The following is a 20,273-nucleotide window of genomic DNA, read 5'->3' as shown; positions in this document are numbered from 1 at the left end:
TTCCGTCACTGCTGCTTGGACTGGGAGTCGGCCGGTTGCGCGGCCGCATCCTGCTTGGGCTGTTCCTGCGCTGCCGGTGCCGCGGCATCGGCTGCGTTTGCAGCCGGTGCGGCCTTCGCATCGTCAGCCTGGCCTGCGGCCGGAGCCGCGCCAGGTGCACCGGGCTGACCCGGCTGGCCACCGGCGGCCGGCTTGTTCGGATCCCACGGCACGCCCTTGGCCGGCTGACCTTCCTTGGCCTTCTGCACGCCATCGACAATGATCTGGTCGCCCGGGGTCATGCCGCCGGTCACGATCCACTGGCCCTTTTGCTGGCCGTCGACAGTGAGGTTCTTGCGCACCACCTTGCCGTCCTTGCCCAGCACCAATGCATAGGCGCCCATCGCATCGCGCTGCAGCGCCTGCTGCGGCAGCAGGTAGGCGTTTTTGCGCTCACCCAGGCTGGCCTTGAAGGTGACGAATGCGCCCGGCAGCAGCGCCAGTTCCGGGTTGGGCAGGGTCGCGCGCAGCGACACCGCACCGGTGCTCGGGTCCACCGTCACTGCCGACACGTCCAGCGTGCCGGGGTGCGGGTACAGGGTGCCGTTGCCCAGCTCCACGTTGATGGTGGACTTGCCGTCGCCGCTGAGCTGCACGTTGCCGCTGCTCTGCGCCTGGCGTAGTGCGGCGAGTTCTTCGCTGCTCATCGCAAAGTTCACGTACAGCGGGTCGATCTGGTCGACCGTGGTCAGCAGGGTGGCTTCACCCGAGCCGACCAGTGCGCCTTCGGTGACCCGCTGAATGCCGGCACGGCCGGTGATCGGCGAGGTGACGCTGGCGAAGCTGAGCTGGATGCGAGCGGACTCGACCAGGCCACGCGCCTGCTGCACGTTGGCGCCGGAGGAGCGCTCGGTGGCTTCGGCGTTGTCGATGTCGGCGCGCGAGACGTATTGCTGCGGCGCCAGGCTACGCGCGCGCTTGGCGGCGACCTGGGCGTTGGCGTAGGTCGCCTGCGCGGCGGCCAGCTGGCCCTGCGCCTGCAACAGCGTGGCACGCAGCGGCATCGGATCGATCTCGAACAGCGGCTGGCCTTCCTTGACGTCAGTGCCTTCGGTGTACAAGCGCTTGAGCAGCACGCCGTCCACGCGGGCGCGCACGTCGGCCGAGCGGAACGCCGACAGGCGACCCACCAGGTCGCGCTCCAGCGGCAGCGTCTGCGGCTTCATTTCCAGCACCGACACTTCCGGCGGCGGCGGCGCCTGCTGTTGTTCGGGCTTGCTGCAGGCAGCGAGCGCCACGGTGATGGCCAAGGCCAGGCCGAAGGTGCGGAGCGGGGCAATCATCAGGAGGAACTCCGTTAGGGTCTTGAAGTGAGAAGAGCAAGCGGGGCCAGCGCAGGCGCGGCGTTGGCCGCGGCAAACGCCCGCAAAAAGGTATCGACGGCGAACTGCGCCCACTGCTGCCTGGCGGCAAGGCCGTCGCGATGGGGAACCTGAAACCGTTGGCGATCGAAATCCAGCCCGACGATCATGCTGAGCAGCAGCTCGGCCATGAAGTGCGGATCGTCATGGCGCAGCTGGCCGGCGGCCATCGCTTGCTCGAAGCGATGCGCCAGGCGTTGCTGCATACCGACGACGCCCTCCTGGAAGATCTGCTGGGATTGATCGGGGAACCGGTGCGACTCGGCTTCCACCAAACGACAGGTCTGTAACACATCCGGGCTGTTCAGACGGTCAAGATGGGCCAGCGCGAAGGCCAGCAGATCTTCGCGCAGATCGCCGGACACCGCGTCCAGCGGTACCGTGGCCAGGTGCACGTGGTCCTGCAGGACATCGCGCAGCAGATTCTCTTTACAACCGTAATAGCTGTAGAGCGTTTGCTTGGAACAGCCGGCGCGCTCGGCCACCGCGTCCATGCTCAGCCGCATGCCGCGCTCGGCAAGCAACGTATGCACGGCAGCATGGATGCGGCGATCGCAGTCCGAACGCCGGGCAGCACGGGGGGAACGAGGAGTCATGGCGGTAGACTATACCGTCCAGTTTAGTTTTTAAACAGCCTTGACGATCGCAGTTTGGTCTGCGCAACGCCTTGTGTGCCAAGCATTCGACCGGACTTTGCCGGATCTGGCGATCCGGCGACCCTGCGGCCGGCCAGGGGCGGGGAAACTACAGAGCCATACGGCTTTTGCGCCACTGCCGCGCCTGCTACGTGCCGTGCATTTGCGCTATGCAGCAAGGCGTTGTCACGGCGCATCGGTACAATTCAGGTTTTCCACCGAGCATCCCAGCTCTCTCATGACAGCCAAGAAAGCCGCTTCGAAATCGTCCACGACGTCGGTCAAACCGGTCGCCGAACGTGCCGTCCCCGTGCTTGCCACCGAACCGCAGGCGGTCACCCTCGAGCCGGTGTTTGCCGCGTTGCGCAAGCGCTACCCGGCGGCCCGACAGTCCGAGGTCCAGTTGTTCGCGGCCGATTTCTATCGGCGCATGGAAGAGGACGAGTTTCCGAATCATCCGCCCGAGCAGTGGGCAGCGCTGGCGGCCGACATGCTGGAATTTGCGCGCGTGCGCAAAGCCGGCACGGTCAATGTGCGGGTGTTCAACCCGGCCCTGAAGAGTCACGGTTACGAGTCGCCGCATACGCTGCTGCAGATCGTCAACGACGACATGCCGTTCCTGGTGGACTCGGTCAGCATGACCTTGTCAGACCTGGGCATCGGCGTGCATGTGCTCGGCCACCCGGTGCTGCGCATCGCGCGCGACAAGGCCGGCAAGCTGACCGCGGTGGGCGAGGGCAAGAGCGAATCGCTGATGGTGCTGGAGATCGACCGCCAGCCGGCCGATGAGATGGCCAAGGTGGAAGCGGCGGTGCGCAAGGTGCTGGGCGAAGTGCGCGCCATCGTGCATGACTGGGCCTCGATGCGCGAAAAGATGGTGATGCTGGCCGACGATCTGGCCACCCGCCGCCTGCCGATCGACGACATCAGCCGCCACGAAGCACAGGAGTTCCTGCGCTGGGCCGCTGCCGACCATTTCACCTTCTTCGGCTACCGCGAATACCGCGTGGAGAAGCAGGGTGGCCAGGACGTGCTGGCACCGGTGGAGGAAACCGGCCTGGGTCTGATGCGCGGCCACGACACCTCGCCGGCGCGCCCGGTGACCACGCTGGCGGCGCATGGCTTGAATGCGTCGTCCAAGCGCAAGGACGCGTTGATCCTGACCAAGACCAATGCACGTTCGCGCGTGCATCGCGTTGGCTACATGGATTACATCGGCATCCTGGAATTCGATGGCAAGGGCCGTATCGTCGGCGAGCAGCGCTTCCTGGGCCTGTTTACCTCCAGCGCCTACAACCGCCGTCCGTGGGAAATTCCGCTGGTGCGTCAGCGCCACGAATACGTGATGAGCAAGTCGGGGCTGACCCCGAGCAGCCATAGCGGCAAGGCGTTGCGGCATATCCTTGAGACGCTGCCGCGCGAAGAGTTGTTCCAGTCCAACGAAGAAGAGCTGTACCGCACCGCGATCGGCATCCTGGGCCTGCAGGAGCGCGTGCGCAGCCGCATGTTCCTGCGCCGCGACAAGTACAGCCGCTTCATTTCTGCGCTGGTGTACATCCCGCGCGAGCGCTTCAACACCGATGTGCGGTTGCGCATCGAAGGGCTGCTGAAAGACGCGTTGCACGGCGAATACATCGATTCGTCGGTGGTTCTGGGCGAGTCGCCGCTGGCGCAGCTGCATCTGATCGTGCGGCCCAAGAGCGGCGAAGCGCTGGAGTTCAACACCACCGAACTCGAATCGCGCCTGGCGCATCTGCTGCGCAACTGGCGCGATGCCCTGCGCGAAGCACTGGTGGCGCGTCACGGCGAGGCCAATGGCCTGCGCATGGCGGCCAACTTTGGCCGCGCGCTGCCGGCCGGCTACATCGAAGAGTCGTCGATCGAATCGGCGGTCTCCGACGTCGAACATCTGGCAACCCTGGATGGCCCGGACGATCTGCATCTGAGCCTGCAGGAAATCCGTCGCGACGACGGCGTGCGGCTGGATGCCGGCGAAGGCCTGCGTTTGAAGTTGTACCGTCAGCTCGACGACATCCCGTTGTCGGATGCGATGCCGATGATGGAAAACATGGGCCTGCGCGTGATCTCCGAGCGCCCGTATCGGCTGCAGGTGGGCGAGACGCCGGTCTATATCCAGGATTTCGAAGTCGAATCGACCGCGGGCAAGATCGACGCCGCCCATGCCGATGCCGGCTTCGGCGAAGCCTTCGAGCGTATCTGGAATGGCGATGCTGAAAACGACGGCTTCAACCGTCTGATCCTGGCCGCCGGTCTGCACTGGCGCCAGGTCGCGTTGCTGCGTGGTTACTGCAAGTATCTGCTGCAGACCGCGGTGCCGTTCTCGCAGGCTTACGTCGAAGCCACGTTCACCCGCTATCCGTTGCTGGCACGGCTGTTGGTGGAACTGTTCGAAGCGCGCTTCGACCCGTCCACCGGCAGCGAAACCAAGGCGCAGATCTTTGCCGGCCAGGAACGTCTGCGCGAAGAATTGTTCGCGCTGGCAGGTAGCGACGAGGCCACGCTCAAGGCCCTGGAACCGGTACTCGCCGCACGCGGCGGCGACCGCACTGCGCAGCAGGAGGCCACCCGCGCCACCTTGCTCAAGCTGATGGACCGTGTGTCCAGCCTGGACGAAGACCGCATCCTGCGCAGCTTCATCGATGTGATCGATGCCACGCTGCGCACCAACTACTACCAGACCGACAAGCACGGCAAGTACGGCCATTGCATCAGCTTCAAGCTGGATTCGGCGATCGTGCCGGACCTGCCCAAGCCGCGTCCGTATCGCGAAATCTTCGTCTACGGCCCGCGCGTGGAAGGCGTGCATCTGCGCTTTGGCGCAGTGGCGCGTGGCGGCTTGCGCTGGTCGGACCGTCGCGAGGATTTCCGCACCGAAGTGCTGGGTCTGGTCAAGGCGCAGATGGTCAAGAACACCGTCATCGTGCCGGTCGGCGCCAAGGGCGGTTTCTACGTCAAGCGCTCGCCGGTGGGCGGCGATCGTGATGCGATCCAGGCCGAAGGCATCGCCTGCTACAAGCTGTTCATCCAGGGCCTGCTCGACATCACCGACAACATCGTCGGTGGCAAGATCGTGCCGCCGCCGCAGGTGGTGCGCCACGATCAGGACGACCCGTATCTGGTGGTCGCCGCCGACAAGGGCACGGCGACGTTCTCCGACATCGCCAATGGCCTGGCGCTGGATCACGGCTTCTGGCTGGGCGATGCGTTCGCCTCTGGTGGTTCGGTCGGTTACGACCACAAGGGCATGGGCATCACCGCGCGTGGCGCGTGGGAGTCGGTCAAGCGCCACTTCCGTGCGATGGGCCGCGATTGCCAGAGCCAGGATTTCAGCGTTGCCGGCATCGGCGACATGTCCGGCGACGTGTTCGGCAACGGCATGCTGCTCTCAACGCATATCCGTCTGCTGGCCGCGTTCGATCACCGGCATATCTTCCTCGACCCGTCGCCGGATGCGGCTGCCTCGTTCGCCGAACGCGAGCGCCTGTTCAAGCTGCCGCGTTCCAGCTGGGCCGATTACGACGCCAAGCTGATCAGCGCCGGCGGCGGTATTTATCCGCGCACGTTGAAGTCGATCGACATCAGCGCGCCGGTGCGTGAGGCGCTGGGGCTTGAGGCCAACGTCAAGCAGCTCTCGCCCAACGCGCTGATGAACGCCATCCTCAAGGCGCCGGTGGACCTGTTCTGGAACGGCGGTATCGGCACCTACGTCAAGGCCTCCAGCGAATCGCATGCCGATGTGGGCGATCGCGCCAACAACGGTCTGCGCGTCAATGGCGGCGAGCTGCGCTGCAAGGTGGTGGGCGAGGGCGGCAATCTGGGCCTGACCCAGCTGGGCCGCATCGAAGCGGCGCAGACCGGCGTGTTGCTCAACACCGACTTCATCGACAACTCGGCCGGCGTGGACACCTCCGATCACGAGGTGAACATCAAGATCCTGCTCAACGACATGGTGCAGGCCAAGAAGCTCACCTACGACGCACGCAACAAGCTGTTGGCGTCGATGACCGACGAAGTGGCCGACCTGGTGCTGTGGGACAACTATCGCCAGAACCAGGCGATCAGCTTGATGGAGCGCATGAGCGTCAAGCGCTTGGGCTCCAAGCAGCACTTCATTCGCACGCTGGAATTGCAGGGTCTGCTCGATCGCCAGATCGAATTCCTGCCGTCCGATGCAGAACTGTCGGCACGCAAGGCGCGCGGTCAAGGCTTGTCGCGGCCGGAACTGTCGGTGCTGCTGTCGTACTCCAAGCTGGTGGCGTTCCAGCAGCTGCTGGAATCGGATATTCCGGAAGACCCGTATCTGTCCAAGGAATTGCAGCGCTACTTCCCGCAGCCGCTGCAGAAGAAGTACGCCGATGCGATGGAGCGCCATCGCCTCAAGCGCGAAATCATCGCCACCGCGGTCACCAACACCACCATCAACCGCATGGGCGCGACCTTCCTGATGCGCATGCAGGAAGACACCGGCCGCAGCATTGGCGAGGTCGCCAAGGCCTATACCATCAGCCGCGAAACGCTGGACGCGCGCGCGCTGTGGACGCAGATCGATGCGCTGGACGGCAAGGTGCCCGAGTCGGTGCAGATCGATGCACTGGAAGTGATTTGGCGCCTGCAACGCTCGTTCGTGCGTTGGCTGCTGCTGCGTCCGGGCCAGATGCCGGGCATCACCGCAGCGGTGGAGCGTTACCACGGCCCGTTCAACGATATCCGTGTGGCCTCGGGCGTGTTGTCCGACACCCAGCGACCGCTGTACGAAGCCAGCGTGCAGGAATGGCAGGACAAGGGCCTGCCGCCGGCACTGGCACAGCAGCTGTCCGAGTTGCGCTATCTGGAACCGGCGTTCGACATCATCGAAACCGCGCGCACCCGCAAGCTCAAGCCGGTGGAAGTGTCCAAGGTGCATTTCCGTTTGGGCGATGCGCTGCGGCTGCCGTGGTTGTTCGAGCAGATCGACGCGCTGGAGGTCAACGGCCGCTGGCATGCGGTGGCACGTGGCGTGCTGCGCGACGAACTGGCCGCGCATCAGCGTGCGTTGGTGGGTCAGGTGCTGACCATGCCCGGCAGCAGTGCCGAGGACAAGGTGGCCAACTGGCTGGCACGCGACGATTCCAGCCTGCGCTTCACCCTGGCGATGTTGAGCGATGTGGCCGAGCAGAAGACGCTGGACTATCCGACCGTGTCGGTGGCCGTGCAGCGATTGGGGCAGTTGGCGGCGCACGGGCTGTAATTAGCGTGCGCGGCATGACGGCAGAGCGATTGCTCCGCCGTCATGCCGCCTGTCATCAGTGGATGAGCTGGTGTTGCCAATGAATAACGCAGAAGGCCGCCCCAGGGCGGCCTTCTGCGTTATTGGATGCGTGCTGATGACATAGTGAATCGGTGAGCGCGTGTGCAGGCACAACACAACACCGCAGGCCCGCACCGATCGCCATGCGAGCCCTGCGGGCAGCAGTGCAGCTCAGCTCGTCAGGTCGTCGGCTGATAGCGCTCTGCGGCGTTCGCCTGCCGGATGTCCGACAGCAAACCCTGGCGCGCGCCATCCAGTGCGTCCCAGCGTTCGGCCACGTGCAGCGGCGGAATGGTGACCAGTTCGCGGCGATCGAAGCCGACCAGCGCGGCATCGACCAGTTCGTTAACGTCCATCAAGTCGCTCAGCGTGTTGATGTCGATACCGGCGCGTTCCCAGATCTCGGTGCGCGTGCCGGCCGGCAAGACGGCCTGCACATACACGCCCTTGGCGCCAAGCTCCACGTGCAGGCCCTGCGACAGGAACAGCACGAAGGCCTTGGTGGCGCCATAGACGCTCATGCCGAATTCGGGCGCAAACCCCACGACCGATCCAATGTTGACGATCGCACCGCTGCCGGACTGCGCAAAGCGCGGCGCAACGGCGGCGGACAGGCGCGTCAACGCGGTGACATTGAGCGCAATCAGGCGGTCGATCGCCTTGGCGTCTTGCTGCATGATGCCGCCCGATTGCGCCATGCCGGCGTTGTTGACCAGGATGCCGATCTGCGCGTCGTCGCGCAGGCGGGTTTCCACAGTGCTCAGGTCGGTTGGCTGGGTCAGGTCAGCCTGCAGCACATCGACGCTGACGCGATGGGTGTCGCACAGGTGCGCGGCCAGGGCGTCCAGGAGTTCCTTGTCGCGTGCGACCAGCACCAGGTTGTGGCCGCGTTGGGCGAAGCGCTCGGCGTAGACAGCACCGATACCGGTGGAGGCGCCAGTGATGAGGACAGCGGGAAGTGCGGTCATGGAAATTCCTTGAGTGAGAGAGGTGGAAAGGCGCACGACGTGGCCGCAAGCGCCCCGGGCGCCGGCCGACGCCTGCACGGTGACGCGTCACCGTGACCATCGCGATGCGACTGGTTGGCGTCAGGTTGCCCAGGGCAGAGGGGGCGGGCAGCGACGCGTGGGCATTGAGGGTGCTCAGAAAGACGGCGGATGCAAAGATTACGAATAAAATCTAAGGTGTCAATACTTTGATGACGCGCAACATCAAAGTATGCTGTCGCTGTCCCCATTCTCCCCACGGAGCGTCGCAACGATGAAAGTGACCAAAGCACAGGCACAGGCGAACCGGGCGCATGTCGTCGAAACCGCCTCGGTGCTGTTTCGCGAGCACGGTTACGCAGGGATCGGTATTGCCGATCTGATGGCCGCTGCAGGGTTCACCCACGGTGGTTTCTACAAGCAGTTCGGCTCCAAGGCAGATTTGATGGCCGAATCGGCAGCCTGCGGCTTGGCCAACATCGCGGCTCAGTCCGAGCGCGTGGACAAGACCGATTTCGTGAACTTCTATCTGTCGCGCGGACATCGCGACAGCCCTGCCACCGGTTGCACGATGGCTGCGCTGGGCGCCGAAGCCGCGCGTCAGCCGGGACAAGTGCGCGAAGCGTTTGCGGCCGGGGTCGAAAACCTGTTGGCCGCGCTCGACCGCAGCGGGGCCGCGCCCGGTACCGCCGAGGCAGCGGACGAGCGTGCCAACACGCTGAACATGCTGGCGCACGCCATCGGTGCCATCGTGCTGTCGCGGTCGTGTCCCAACGATTCGCCACTGGCCGACGAAGTCATTGCGGTATGTCGTGACCAGATTCTGTCGTCGTTGCAACCCTCCAACTGACCGAGAGAAGTGCAGCTGCGGCCGGCGTGGTCGAGGGATTGGCGGTAGCGCCGCGTGCCAAGAACGGCTAACAAACCGTAGCGAACAGTTGTCAGGTGGATGGCGCGCTCAGAACCGGAATGTACGCGTGGTGCATGCCGTACCGAGCACCAGCCGCGCCCACCTGGAGGTGAGCACAGTCGTTTTGTTAGCTGCTTTTAGCGAAATGTTTTAGCGAAATGCGCTTTTACCGCCACACCAGCTCACGCGCTGGCCACTCCTTGCAGGAGTGCCATGTGCTTGGCGCGACGCCGGTCACCCCGCTGTACGACGAGCCGCTGAAGCGACAGGCCCATCGAGCAAACGTTTCAGGCGATCAGCGCCGTCCACGTCAGCCCGACTCAAGCGACTTCGTTGCCGCAGCGGAAAGCGTCTTGTGCCGCAAGGTGGCACAGAATCACCGGAGATCCCGCACCGCACCGCACCGCCATCGCAGTCCAGTAGCGGCGTGATCGTCAACTGGCCGCTGCGCTGTCATTGACTGCGTCATTGACTGCAATCAGGGACGCGCTCACCCGCGGCCTCAATCCATCCCATCAGGAGAAGACAATGACCTTCAATGCATTGCTCGCCACGCAAACCAGCGAGACGGTGACCACCGAACTCGTGCAGTTCAACGAAGACGACCTCATGCCGGGCGAGGTGACGATTGCCGTCGACTACTCGACCGTCAACTACAAGGATGCGTTGGCGGTCACCGGACGCGGCCCGATCATTCGCCGTTTTCCGCTGATTCCCGGCATCGATCTTGCCGGTGTGGTCGAAGCGTCCAGCGATCCCGGTATTGCGGTGGGAGACCGCGTGCTGGCCAATGGCTGGGGCCTGAGTCAGACCCATCATGGCGGCTACGCGCAGAAGGCGCGGGTGCCTGGCGACTGGTTGATCAAGATTCCGGCGGCATTTTCCACGCACGATGCAATGGCGATCGGTACGGCCGGCTACACCGCCATGCTGGCGGTGATGGCACTGGAGCACGGCGCGCTGACCCCCGAACGCGGCGACATCCTGGTCACCGGCGCAAATGGCGGCGCCGGCTCGGTGGCCATCGCCTTGCTGGCAGGTCTGGGGTATCGCGTGGTCGCCTCCACCGGCCGGCTGGAGCAGGCCGCGTATCTGCACAGCCTGGGCGCTGCCGAGGTCATCGACCGCAGCACTCTGTCCGAACCCGGCGCGCCGATCAGCAAGGAGCGCTGGGCAGGCGTGGTGGATGGGGTGGGCAGCCACACGCTGGCAAACGCGCTTGCGCAGACGCAGTATCGCGGCGTGGTGACCTCGTTCGGCATGGCGCAGGGCGTTCAATTGCCGGCCTCGGTGCTGCCCTTCATTTTGCGCAACGTCACGTTGGCCGGTATCGATTCGGTCAACGCGCCGCAGGCGGTACGCCTGCAGGCGTGGTCGCGTCTGGCGCACGATCTGGAGTTGGGCAAGCTGGCATTGACCACGACGACAGTCGGGCTGGCGGAGGTGCCGCAGATTGCCGCCCAGCTGCTGGATGGCAAGGTGCAGGGACGTACTGTCGTGGATGTAAACGCATGAGTGCGCCCACTGCATCGCGGGCATTCCGCTACCTGGCCACGCTGTCGGCCCTATTGTTTTTCGCGCTGGGCGCTGTCTGGTTGCTGGCGCCTGCGACCATGCTGGCCAACTGGGGCGTCGCCTTCGACAGCAACGCTTTAGGCGTTGTCGGTCGCCGCGCCGCGCCGATGTATGCGGCCATCGGCGTGATGCTGTTGCTGGTACGCGCGGCACCGCCATCGCCGGGGCGCCGCGCGGTGATTGCCGGCTTTGCCACCGCGTGCCTATCGTTGGCAGTGTTGGGCGTGTCGGAATGGGCTGCCGGGCATGTCAACGCCGGTATTTTCCCGGCGGTCGCCATCGAAATCGGGCTTCCGCTGGCGTTTCTGTTGGTCACGCGTGCAGAGGCGACGCAGCGACGCGCTAACCGCGCGCGTTGATCGATGCATGACGGCAGCCTGTTGCGTGCCGTCATGCAACTGAAAGGCTTGGACACGCGGCAAGAGGGCCAACACACTTTCTCGGCCCGGTGCTCCACCGGAATGGCGCGCTCAATAGCCACATTGGACAGCGCCGGCAGGACCAAGGCGACGGTGACCCGCACTGCATGGGCGCTGATGGTGAAGTGCAGGGGATCCAGCAGTTCAGCGCCTTTGACAAGCCCCAGACCAGCAACGTGGACCCAACACAGGCGCAAGGCTTGTCGATGCAGCAATACGCGGAAAAGATGAAAGTGAACCTTTCATCCCATCGGGTCAGCCACGGGCTGGGAGCCGAGCGCAGCGCCGAGCAGCAACAGGGGATATGCTTCCGTTTCGATCATGATCCAGCTTGGATTACAGCCCTATGCGTATCACTGCAGCCGCCAGTTCGCTTGTCGTGTTACTGACCATGGCGCCTACCGTCTCGGTCTCTGCGGCGGAAACTGACATATTCGGCATCAAATTAGGGGCGCCATTAACGCTGCCCGTTTGCCAACTCTCCTTACCCGCTCCAGCTGCCCGCCGCAGCAGCACAGGATTAGGGAGTAGGGCGTTCAACAAGCTGACGGCCCCGCCGCCGGAGCCGCTGAAGGCCACTCCACCGGCAACAGGGTTGTGCGTCGCGCCCGGCACGACAAACATGGCCGTGGGCAATACCGAGTTCGGGCCAGGCGAATACGCTTACCTGGTCTTCGCCACGGCTGAGTTCCCGGCGTGGGTCGCGCCCATCGGCATGTCGATCGGCGCGGGCGCAGGTGACGCTTTTCTCTGGAAGGTGCGGGCGGCCTGGTTTTACTGCAGAACGGGCGTGTGATCGCCTTGCGCTTCAACACCACGGGGTTCGAGGCGCAGCCGCGCGTGATGGAGCTGCTCAAGCGCAAGTTCGGTTCGCCCGATTCGCAGAAAGCCGTGACCTGGAACAACGATCTGGGTGGCAGCCGCGAATCGATTTCCGCGCAATGGCGCACGCCCGATTTCTTTGCGGATTATTCTTCGGTCGTGCAAACGCAGGCCATGCAAGCACAGGCCATGCAAGCACAGGCCATGCAAGCACAGGCCATGCAAGCACAGGCCATGCAAGCACAAGGGCTGTCGGGCGGGATCGGGTTCCTCAACATCGGCAATGATCTGGGCCAGCAAGTGCTTCAACCCGCTAGCAAGGAAGCGGAATTCTAGAGAACTGACGACGTTCTCGCGGTGCCTAGAGCGTTTTATGGACGTTGGAGCAGGCTGGCGGCATTCCCCAGCATCAGAATGCTGAAGACCACGAAGTGGAGCCCTGCCAATGTTTCAGGTAAGCGCTTCTAGTCCTGGGCCAACCGCCTGAAGTGGTTGACCCAGCGGAAGCTGCGCTCGACCACCTAGCGACGTGACAGAAGCACGACACCTTTCTTCGCTTCCTGCAACGTCACCACATGCAGTTCGATGCCCTTTTCGAGCGCAGCAGCAGGATCTTTGCCCGAATGCCTTTGGTCGACAAAGGCCAGTTTCACGGGCTCGCCGTTCACATGCTGGATCTCTTGTGCCACAGCGCCAACTTGGGCGCGTTGCGCGCCCGCCGTTTAAGCAACAGGGGTTTCAGCCGCGCGAAGCCCGATGTCCGCTCATTTCCTGCCCGGCGTTCTTGTCGAAGCGCACATGCCACCAGGTGGCGCTGAGCGAAATAAGGCTGACCACACAGAACGCCAGCGAAAAATCGCGTTGCGCCGGTTGGGTGTGATCGCCGGCCAGCATCGCCAGTTTGAGAATCATCGCGCCGGCGCAGACACCCACCGACAGCATCAGCTGCTGCAAGGTGGTGTACAGGCTGCTGGCGCGGCTCATGCGCGCGCTGGGCACGTTTTCGTAGGCGATGGTGTTGTAGGCGGCGAACTGGAACGACATGAAGGCGCCGCAGCACAACAGCAGGCCGAACATCAGCGCCGGCGGCCAGTCGGGCCGGAACAGCGCGCACACCATGTAGCCCAGGCTGGCCAGTACGCCGTTGCCGATCAGGCTGTTGCGGTAGCCGAAGCGGCGCAGCAATTGCGGGGTGATGGTGCGCATCAGCAACGCACCGAGTGCGGTGGCCAGAATCAGCCGCCCGCTGTGCGCGGCGCTGAAACCGAAGCTGATCTGAAACAGCAGCGGCAACAGAAACGGCTGCGCGCCCTGGGTGATGCGCATCAGCGCACCGCCGATCACCGACAGCCGGAACGAGTCGATACGCAGCAGGGTCAGATCCAGTAGCGGTGCCGGATGGTGGCGCGCATGCCACAGATATCCCACCGACGCGGCCGCGCCGGTGGCCAGCAACCAACTGGCCATGCCGATGCCGTCCTGCTGGCTGACCATTTCCAGGCCGAACAACAAGCAACCCAGCGCCATGCCGCACAACACGAAGCCGCGCAGGTCGAAGCGTGCCGGTGCGGTGTCGGTAGGAATTTCCGGGATGAAACGGCGCACCAGCAAAAAGCCGGCAATGCCGATCGGTACGTTGATGTAGAAGATCCAGCGCCAATCCAGATACGACACGAAAAAGCCGCCCAGCGGCGGGCCCAGCATCGGGCCGATGAAGGCGGGGACAAGCGTCCAGGCCATCGCCGACACCAGATGGCGGCGCTCCACGGTGCGCAGCAGGATCAGGCGCCCGAGCGGGGCCATCATCGCGCCGCCGGCGCCTTGCAGTACGCGTGCGGCCACCATGGTGGGCAGGCTGTCGGCTAGCGAACACAGGATCGAGCCGCCCACGAAAACCCAGATCGAAGCGCCGAACACGCGGCGCAGGCCGAAGCGGTCGGCGATGGCACCGCTGGCCGGGATCAGTACCGCCAGCGCCAGCAGATAGCTGGTCATGGCGATACTCATGGCGGGCGCGGCAACGCCGAAGTCGCGCGCCAGCGTCGGCAGCGCGGTCGCCAGCACCGTGGCGTCCATCTGCTCCATGAAAATGGCACACGCCAGGATCAACGAAATGATGCGGTAGTCGGGATAACGCGGCGGCGTGACGCCGGTCTCGGACACGCTGGAAGACATCGGACTCTCGGTTGCCGGGCCGTGTCCACGACGCCTGGAAGCGCCGGATCGGCCCGCGTCGCACGGTGTTGTGCGGCGCAGCATGGGCATTGTCCGCCTGCGTGGCGCAGGGTTCAAGCGCGTGGCGGCAACGCTGCGTGCGGTTGGGAGTGTGGCCGGCGTTGACTGTGCTGGGGTGCGAGCTGCTGCGGGGGCAGGGCGCGTGCGGTCGTCTTTAGTGGATGGATGCGCGCCGGAGCGCCGCTTCCTCTCTCGCAGATTGGCCGCGTTCTCGGTCGGAAAAATGCATCAGTGTTCGAGCCGGTCGTGTGGTGGCGCGCGGGATAGCAACGGCACTGCGTGGAGGCGATAGCTGGGTGCGTGGTGGTGATGGCTGCGTCGTACCCTCATCCGGCGCTGCGCGCCACCTTCTCCCGGTGGGAGAAGGGAATGCAGGTTTCCGTGCGGGGCGCTGCGGTTGCTAGGCAGCGTCAAAGCAACTGGCATAACGCGCAAAGCAATGCCCAGATTCATTGGATGGCGATGGCTACGTCGTACCCTCATCCGGCGCTGCGCGCCACCTTCTCCCGGTGGGAGAAGGGAATGCAGGTTTCCGTGCGGGGCGCTGCGGTTGCTAGGCAGCGTCAAAGCAACTGGCATAACGCGCAAAGCAATGCCCAGATTCATTGGATGGCGATGGCTACGTCGTACCCTCATCCGGCGCTGCGCGCCACCTTCTCCCGGTGGGAGAAGGGAAGTGATATGCATGCCGACCATGCTGCGATGGCCGGCACCAATCACCAATCACCAATCACCAAGTAACAAGCACTAAGTAACAAGCACCAAGCAACAAGCAACAAGCAACAAGCAACAAGCAACAAGCACCAAGCAATGTGCAGCCCGCAGCGCTTCCTAAAGTGTGGGATCAGCGCTGTGCGGTCGGGCTGTCCCAGGCCTCCTTGACCTGCAGGATCCGCGCCAGGGACTCGCGGAAATGCTGCACCAGGCGCGGTTCCAGTTGCTTGCCCGACATGCTTTCCAACTTGCGCATCGCGTCTTCCACCGTCCACGGCGCTTTGTAGGCGCGCCGTCCGCACAGCGCGTCGAACACATCGGCTACTGCGACGATGCGTGCCGATTCCGGAATGGCCTCGCCGGCCAGGCCGGTGGGATAGCCGCTGCCGTCCCAGCATTCGTGGTGATGCAATGCGATTTCGGCGGCCATCTGGAAGACCGGCCCGCGGCCGTGCCGTAGCAGGTCGTGTCCGGCCTGCGGGTGCTGCCGCACTACCGAGCGCTCGTGCTCGTCCAGCGTGTCGGGCTTGTGCAGGATGCTGCCGGGCACGGCGATCTTGCCGGCGTCGTGCAGTGGCGCGGCATCCTGCAGCATCTGCGCCTGCTGCGGCGACCAGCCGGCGGTTTCGGCCAGCACCCGGGCATACACTGCCATGCGCCAGATATGCGCACCGGTGTCGGCGTCCTGGGCTTGGCCGGCGGTGCCCAGCAGATGGATCGCATCGCGGTATTGCTGCGCCAGGCGCGCGCTTTCGGCCAGCCTGAGCTGGGTGTTGATGCGTACCTTGAGCAAGGCCGGCGAATACGGTTTGCTGACGTAATCGGCTGCGCCCGCTTCCAGCCCGGCGCGCTCGTCGTGCTCGCTATTGCGCGAGGTCACGAACAGGATCGGGATGGCGTTGCTGGAGGGTTGCTGCTTGAGCGTTCGCGCCACCGCATAGCCATCCATGTCGGGGAGTTCGACATCCAGCAGGATCAACGCAGGCGCGTGGCGCGCCACCGCGTCCAGCGCTTCGCCGCCGGTTTTGGCGAACACCAGCGCAAAGTCCTCACGCAACAGCTGGCGCAGGGTCGCCAGGTTGCTGGACTCGTCGTCGACACACAGCAGGGGACGGGACGGCATGGGGGATCCTTGCAGACGGCGCGGGAGAACGCCGTCAGCGTGGGTGGGTGGCTTGCCAGTCGTGCAGGGTGGCCTGCGCGCGGCGGAAATCGAAGTCCTCCACGGCGCGTTGCAGTTCTTCCTGCAATGCAGGCGGCAGGTGCGGTGCGCAGATCAGCAGCGCGTGGTCGATCTTGTCGGCGTCGTCGGTGGAAAGAGCCACCTCCAGGATCTGCAGGCTGCCGGCGTCCAGTGCGACAGCGTCGTCGTTGGCTGCCGCAGTGGCTTCGTCGTCTTGCAAAAAGACGCCAATCGCCTCGGCGGTGCGCTGCATCACATCCTTGAGCGCAATCAACGAGGCGGTGATGTCTTGACCATCCTCGATACGCGTTTCCAGATCGCTTGCAGCACCGGCCAGGGCCGGCAGCGCCAGCGAGCCCGCCGCACCACGCAACTTGTGCGCCATTGCGCCGATGGCAGGCAGTTCGTTGCGGCGCAGGTGTTCGGCCGCGACTTCGGCCGGGTCCGGGTTGTCGCGCAGCAGCTTGCTCAGGTACCGCGCGTACGGCTCGCGATCGCGCCACAGGCTGCGCGCGCGCGTGGCGTCCAGTAGTTCGGGATCGTCGTGCTGCCACTCGGGGCCGGCCGCCAGTTCGGTTTCGTGCGGCAGCGATGGAATGCGCTTCATCCCGGGATGCATGAAGTGACGAATGGCGGTGACCAGTTCCTCGACATTGAAGGGCTTGGCGATAAAACCGTTCATGCCCGCTTCCAACGCTTTTTCCTGTTGCGGGCGGAATGCGCCAGCGGTCAGCGCGATCACCGGCAGGCTGGCCAGGGCAGGGATCTGCCGCAGCCGGCGGGTGGCTTCGTAGCCGTCCACCACCGGCATCTGCACATCCATCAACACCAGATGGAACAGATCCGGCGCGCGCTTGAGGGTGTTGACCGCCTGCTCGCCGTCGTGGGCGACGGTGACCATGGCGCCTTCGCCCTCAAGAATGCGCTGCGCCACCTCGCAGTTGATCTCGCTGTCGTCGACCAGCAACAGGTGCGTGCCTTCCAGCCGTCGTGCCACGAAGGTGGGCGTGACCGGACGCGCACCGGGGCGCTCGTCGACCAACTGTTCCACCAGACGATGCAATGCCGCGCTGGTCACCGGCTTGGTCATTACCGCGTCCAGATCCTGTTGCTCGGGATGCTGTTCCAGCAGACGTCGCTCGTAGGCAGTGACCATGACGATCACCGGATGCGGACCAGGGGCGGCACGTGCGCGGATTTCGCGCGCGATCGCCACACCATCGATGTCGGGCATGCGCCAGTCGAGCAGGAAGATGTCGTAGGGCTCGCTGGCCTGTTCGATCGCCTGCAGCGCGGCCTGGCCGCTGGCCACTGCATCCACGCGCCAGCCCAGGTCGGTGGTGATCCGCACCAGATTGCTGAGCGCTGCATCGTGGTCGTCGGCGATCAGCACCCGCGGCATCGCTTCCGGCGGTAGCGCCGGCAGGTCCTGCTGCGCCTTGGGTGGCGCGGCCTTCTCCAGGGTCACCACGAAATAGAACTCGCTGCCGCGGCCGGGCACGCTTTCCACTTCCAGCTCGCCGCCCATCAGTTCGATCAGCCGTCGGCTGATGGTCAGGCCCAGCCCGCTGCCGCCATAGCGCCGGCTGGTCGAGGTGTCGGCCTGCAGAAACGGCGAGAAGATCAGGCTCTGCTTTTCCTTGGAAATGCCGATGCCGGTGTCGCGCACGGAGAACAGCAGCTTGACCTTGTTCGGATCGCCGCTGGGGAAACGCCGCACCGACAGCACCACTTCGCCCTGCTCGGTGAACTTGATCGCGTTGCCGACCAGATTGACCAGCACCTGGTTGATGCGCAGCGCATCGCCCAATAGCCAGCGGCTGTCGCGCGGCAACGGCTCGACAATCATCTCCACCGGTTTGGCGCTGAGCGAGGAGCGCATCAGGTCGGCGATGTTGTCGAACAGTTGGTTGAGATCGAACGGCGCGCGTTCCAGATCGATGCGCCCGGCCTCGATCTTGGAGAAGTCCAGGATGTCGTTGATGATTTCCAGCAAGGTGCGTGCGGAGCGATCGATCTTGGTGACCATGTCCTGTGCCGCGCCAGGAAGCTCGCTGCGCTGAAGCAGATACAACATGCCCAGGATGGCGTTCATCGGGGTGCGGATTTCGTGGCTCATGTTGGCCAGGAAATCGGACTTGGACTGATTGGCGCTCTTGGCGGCATCCATTGCCAGACGCAGCTGTTTTTCGTGCAGTTTCTGCTCGGTGAGATCCACCGCAACGCCGAGGTAACCGATCACCTGGTCATTGTCGTCGCGCAATGTGCTCAGGGTCAGCAGCACCGGCAGGCGGCGGCCGTCGTAACCGACATAGGTCCACTCGCTGGTATCGCTGCGGCCGAGACTGGTGAGCGCGGCCACCGCTTCCAGCGTGTGCGCCACCGGCACCCCGGTCTGCTCGGAGAGAAGATGCGCACGGTCCTGCAGTTCTTCCGGTTCGACGAACTGGCTGGCCTTGCGCCGGCCGATTACATCCTCTGCGTTATAGCCGAGCAGCTTTTCTGCGGCGCGATTGAACAGCGTGACAAAGCCGCTGGAGTCGGTGGCGATGATGGCGTAACCGGCATGCGCCAGAATCGCGCGCTGCAAGACCGAGAACTTCACCAGCTCGCTGGTGCGCTCGGCCACCTGATGTTCGAGCGAGGCATTGAGGTCGACGATGCGTTGATGCGACCGTACCCGCTCTGAGATATCGCGGAAAAAATGCGAGTGACCGCTAAGCGTGCCATCCGGTTCGATGATAGGCGCCTTGCTCGCCAGCACATGCACGTGATGACCATCGCGGTGGCGCATGCTCTGTGCGGCCGAGGCATTGGTCGGGTACGCTTCATCGGCGTGCTCGATCTGCGGCATCGCATACGGTTGCGGCGACAGCAGCAACGTCAGGTCCTGTTCGATCGCGTCCTCGGCGGTGTAGCCGAACATCGCTTCTGCGGCAGGGTTCCAGTGGGTGATGCGGCCATCCGGGGTTTCGGCCACGATGGCCTCGCTGGAATGGCTGACCAGTGCGGCCAGTTCCATCTGCTTGCGCAACACCTCTTCGCGGCGCAGCCCGTTGCTGAAGTACAGCCCCAGCAACGCCGCAAACAGTACGGATGCCGCCATGACCAGACCGCCCACCAACCATGGCGAGGTCTGATTGAGCGAGGTCACAAAGCTGGCCGTGGGGTGGGCGGTGACGATCCAGGTGCGCCCGTAGATGGGCAACAGCTGCACCACCGGCCGCCAGCGCGCGCTGTCGCCGGCCGGAGTGCCGCTGCGGTAGAAGTTATGGGTCGGCTCGTTGCGATCGGACAGATCCAGCGCCACATCGTCGCGTTCGCCCAATGCGCTTTTCACCATCTGCTCGACGCTGAAAGGCGCATACACCCAGCCGTTGGTGGCAGCCATGCGTTGCTGTGGCGTTTGCAGCGGCATGCCTTCGCGATACACCGGCAGCAAGACCAGAAAGCCGCTCTCGTTGGGCACGCGATAGCCCGACAGCGAGACCGGCGAGGTCATGATCGGCTCGCCGCTGCGTGCGGCCTGCAATGCGGCAGCGCGGCGGCGCGGTTCGGACGCGATATCCAGACCGATGGGGCGGTTGCCCGACGACTCGGGTTCGAAGTACAGCACGATGTAACGTTCGCCATCCCACGGCGCCAGCAAGCGGCGGTGGATATCCGGTGCTCCGTCGGCGCGCGCGGTCTGCAAGAACGCGTCCTCGTCAGCAGGCGCGACCCGATGGATGTAGCCGTAGCCCAGCACGCCGGGAAACTCGCGCGCGTAATCGCGCGAGCGGCTGTACAGGGTGAAGCGATCTCGACTGATGACCTCGCTGCCGGCACCGATCACCGCACCGCGCGCGCCGCGCAAGCCGTGCTCGAAGGTGTACATGCGTTCGCTGATATTGCGGGCGAGGGTGCGCACGACATACTGAAAGCGTTGCTCGCGCTCGAGCTCGTTATGCCGCTGCAGCCAGACACCCGTGACGATGGCGGCAATCAAACCTGCGGTAAGGATCAGCAGTGCGCTGATAAAGACGCGGCGCCCGTATTTCCTGCGCAGATCCCAGCGGCCATTCGGCATTTTCGTTCCTTCGCCTT

The 20,273-nt window shown here is 64.4% G+C and carries 14 protein-coding genes and 1 other RNA gene; 7 read left to right on the top strand and 8 right to left on the bottom strand.

The window, feature by feature from the left end:
* Positions 1 to 5: 5 nt before the first annotated feature.
* Positions 6 to 1,322, bottom strand: a complete 1,317-nt coding sequence (locus tag ACZZ0O_RS18610) for an efflux RND transporter periplasmic adaptor subunit (protein WP_463591502.1) — start codon at positions 1,320 to 1,322, stop codon at positions 6 to 8.
* 14 nt (positions 1,323 to 1,336) lie between these two features.
* Positions 1,337 to 1,996 (bottom strand): TetR/AcrR family transcriptional regulator, encoded by a 660-nt coding sequence (locus tag ACZZ0O_RS18605; RefSeq protein WP_463591501.1) that lies wholly within the window; start codon positions 1,994 to 1,996, stop codon positions 1,337 to 1,339.
* A 277-nt stretch (positions 1,997 to 2,273) separates the two neighbouring features.
* Here ACZZ0O_RS18605 and ACZZ0O_RS18600 point away from each other — a divergent pair, with 277 nt between their 5' ends.
* A complete protein-coding gene (locus ACZZ0O_RS18600) occupies positions 2,274 to 7,283 on the top strand; it encodes an NAD-glutamate dehydrogenase (RefSeq protein WP_463602850.1) in 5,010 nt (1,669 codons plus the stop codon).
* 239 nt (positions 7,284 to 7,522) lie between these two features.
* Here ACZZ0O_RS18600 and ACZZ0O_RS18595 read toward each other — a convergent pair whose 3' ends face one another.
* Positions 7,523 to 8,311, bottom strand: a complete 789-nt coding sequence (locus ACZZ0O_RS18595; RefSeq protein WP_463591500.1) for an SDR family NAD(P)-dependent oxidoreductase — start codon at positions 8,309 to 8,311, stop codon at positions 7,523 to 7,525.
* A gap of 292 nt (positions 8,312 to 8,603) precedes the next feature.
* Between ACZZ0O_RS18595 and ACZZ0O_RS18590 the strand changes: the two genes are divergently transcribed.
* Positions 8,604 to 9,179: a TetR/AcrR family transcriptional regulator gene (locus ACZZ0O_RS18590; RefSeq protein ID WP_463591499.1), complete on the top strand. Its 576-nt coding sequence runs from the start codon at positions 8,604 to 8,606 to the stop codon at positions 9,177 to 9,179.
* Between the two features lie 65 nt (positions 9,180 to 9,244).
* On the opposite strand, the gene ACZZ0O_RS18585 is transcribed toward ACZZ0O_RS18590, so the two are convergent.
* Positions 9,245 to 9,315, bottom strand: a non-coding RNA gene (locus ACZZ0O_RS18585) — sX9 sRNA.
* A 452-nt stretch (positions 9,316 to 9,767) separates the two neighbouring features.
* Here ACZZ0O_RS18585 and acuI point away from each other — a divergent pair.
* From acuI to ACZZ0O_RS18565, 4 genes are all read left to right on the top strand, one after another.
* Entirely contained in the window at positions 9,768 to 10,754 is a 987-nt protein-coding gene (gene acuI / locus ACZZ0O_RS18580) for an acrylyl-CoA reductase (NADPH) (protein WP_463591498.1), read from the top strand.
* Positions 10,751 to 11,173 (top strand): hypothetical protein, encoded by a 423-nt coding sequence (locus ACZZ0O_RS18575; protein ID WP_055851766.1) that lies wholly within the window; start codon positions 10,751 to 10,753, stop codon positions 11,171 to 11,173. Before acuI ends, ACZZ0O_RS18575 begins: the two co-directional genes overlap by 4 nt.
* A 406-nt stretch (positions 11,174 to 11,579) precedes the next feature.
* Positions 11,580 to 12,029, top strand: a complete 450-nt coding sequence (locus ACZZ0O_RS18570) for a hypothetical protein (protein ID WP_463602946.1) — start codon at positions 11,580 to 11,582, stop codon at positions 12,027 to 12,029.
* Positions 12,026 to 12,391, top strand: coding sequence for a hypothetical protein (locus ACZZ0O_RS18565; RefSeq protein WP_463602945.1), 366 nt, complete (start codon positions 12,026 to 12,028; stop codon positions 12,389 to 12,391). Before ACZZ0O_RS18570 ends, ACZZ0O_RS18565 begins: the two co-directional genes overlap by 4 nt.
* A gap of 185 nt (positions 12,392 to 12,576) precedes the next feature.
* Here ACZZ0O_RS18565 and ACZZ0O_RS18560 read toward each other — a convergent pair whose 3' ends face one another.
* Both ACZZ0O_RS18560 and ACZZ0O_RS18555 read right to left on the bottom strand, forming a co-directional pair.
* Positions 12,577 to 12,744, bottom strand: a complete 168-nt coding sequence (locus tag ACZZ0O_RS18560; protein WP_463591496.1) for a hypothetical protein — start codon at positions 12,742 to 12,744, stop codon at positions 12,577 to 12,579.
* 49 nt (positions 12,745 to 12,793) lie between these two features.
* A complete protein-coding gene (locus ACZZ0O_RS18555) occupies positions 12,794 to 14,230 on the bottom strand; it encodes a DHA2 family efflux MFS transporter permease subunit (protein ID WP_463591495.1) in 1,437 nt (478 codons plus the stop codon).
* 429 nt (positions 14,231 to 14,659) lie between these two features.
* On the opposite strand from ACZZ0O_RS18555, the gene ACZZ0O_RS18550 reads away from it, so the two are divergent.
* Positions 14,660 to 15,031, top strand: coding sequence for a hypothetical protein (locus ACZZ0O_RS18550; RefSeq protein ID WP_463591494.1), 372 nt, complete (start codon positions 14,660 to 14,662; stop codon positions 15,029 to 15,031).
* Between the two features lie 103 nt (positions 15,032 to 15,134).
* On the opposite strand, the gene ACZZ0O_RS18545 is transcribed toward ACZZ0O_RS18550, so the two are convergent.
* Both ACZZ0O_RS18545 and ACZZ0O_RS18540 read right to left on the bottom strand, forming a co-directional pair.
* Positions 15,135 to 16,127, bottom strand: a complete 993-nt coding sequence (locus ACZZ0O_RS18545) for an HD-GYP domain-containing protein (RefSeq protein ID WP_055851781.1) — start codon at positions 16,125 to 16,127, stop codon at positions 15,135 to 15,137.
* A 34-nt stretch (positions 16,128 to 16,161) separates the two neighbouring features.
* Positions 16,162 to 20,256 carry a CHASE domain-containing protein gene (locus ACZZ0O_RS18540; RefSeq protein ID WP_463591493.1) on the bottom strand — a complete coding sequence of 1,365 codons (4,095 nt, stop codon included), beginning with the start codon at positions 20,254 to 20,256 and terminating at the stop codon, positions 16,162 to 16,164.
* Between the last annotated feature and the right edge of the window lie 17 nt (positions 20,257 to 20,273).

The organism is Xanthomonas sp. AC360 (assembly GCF_979258225.1).
Note: the sequence above shows the minus strand (reverse complement) of the source record. Positions and strands in the feature narration are given on the sequence as shown.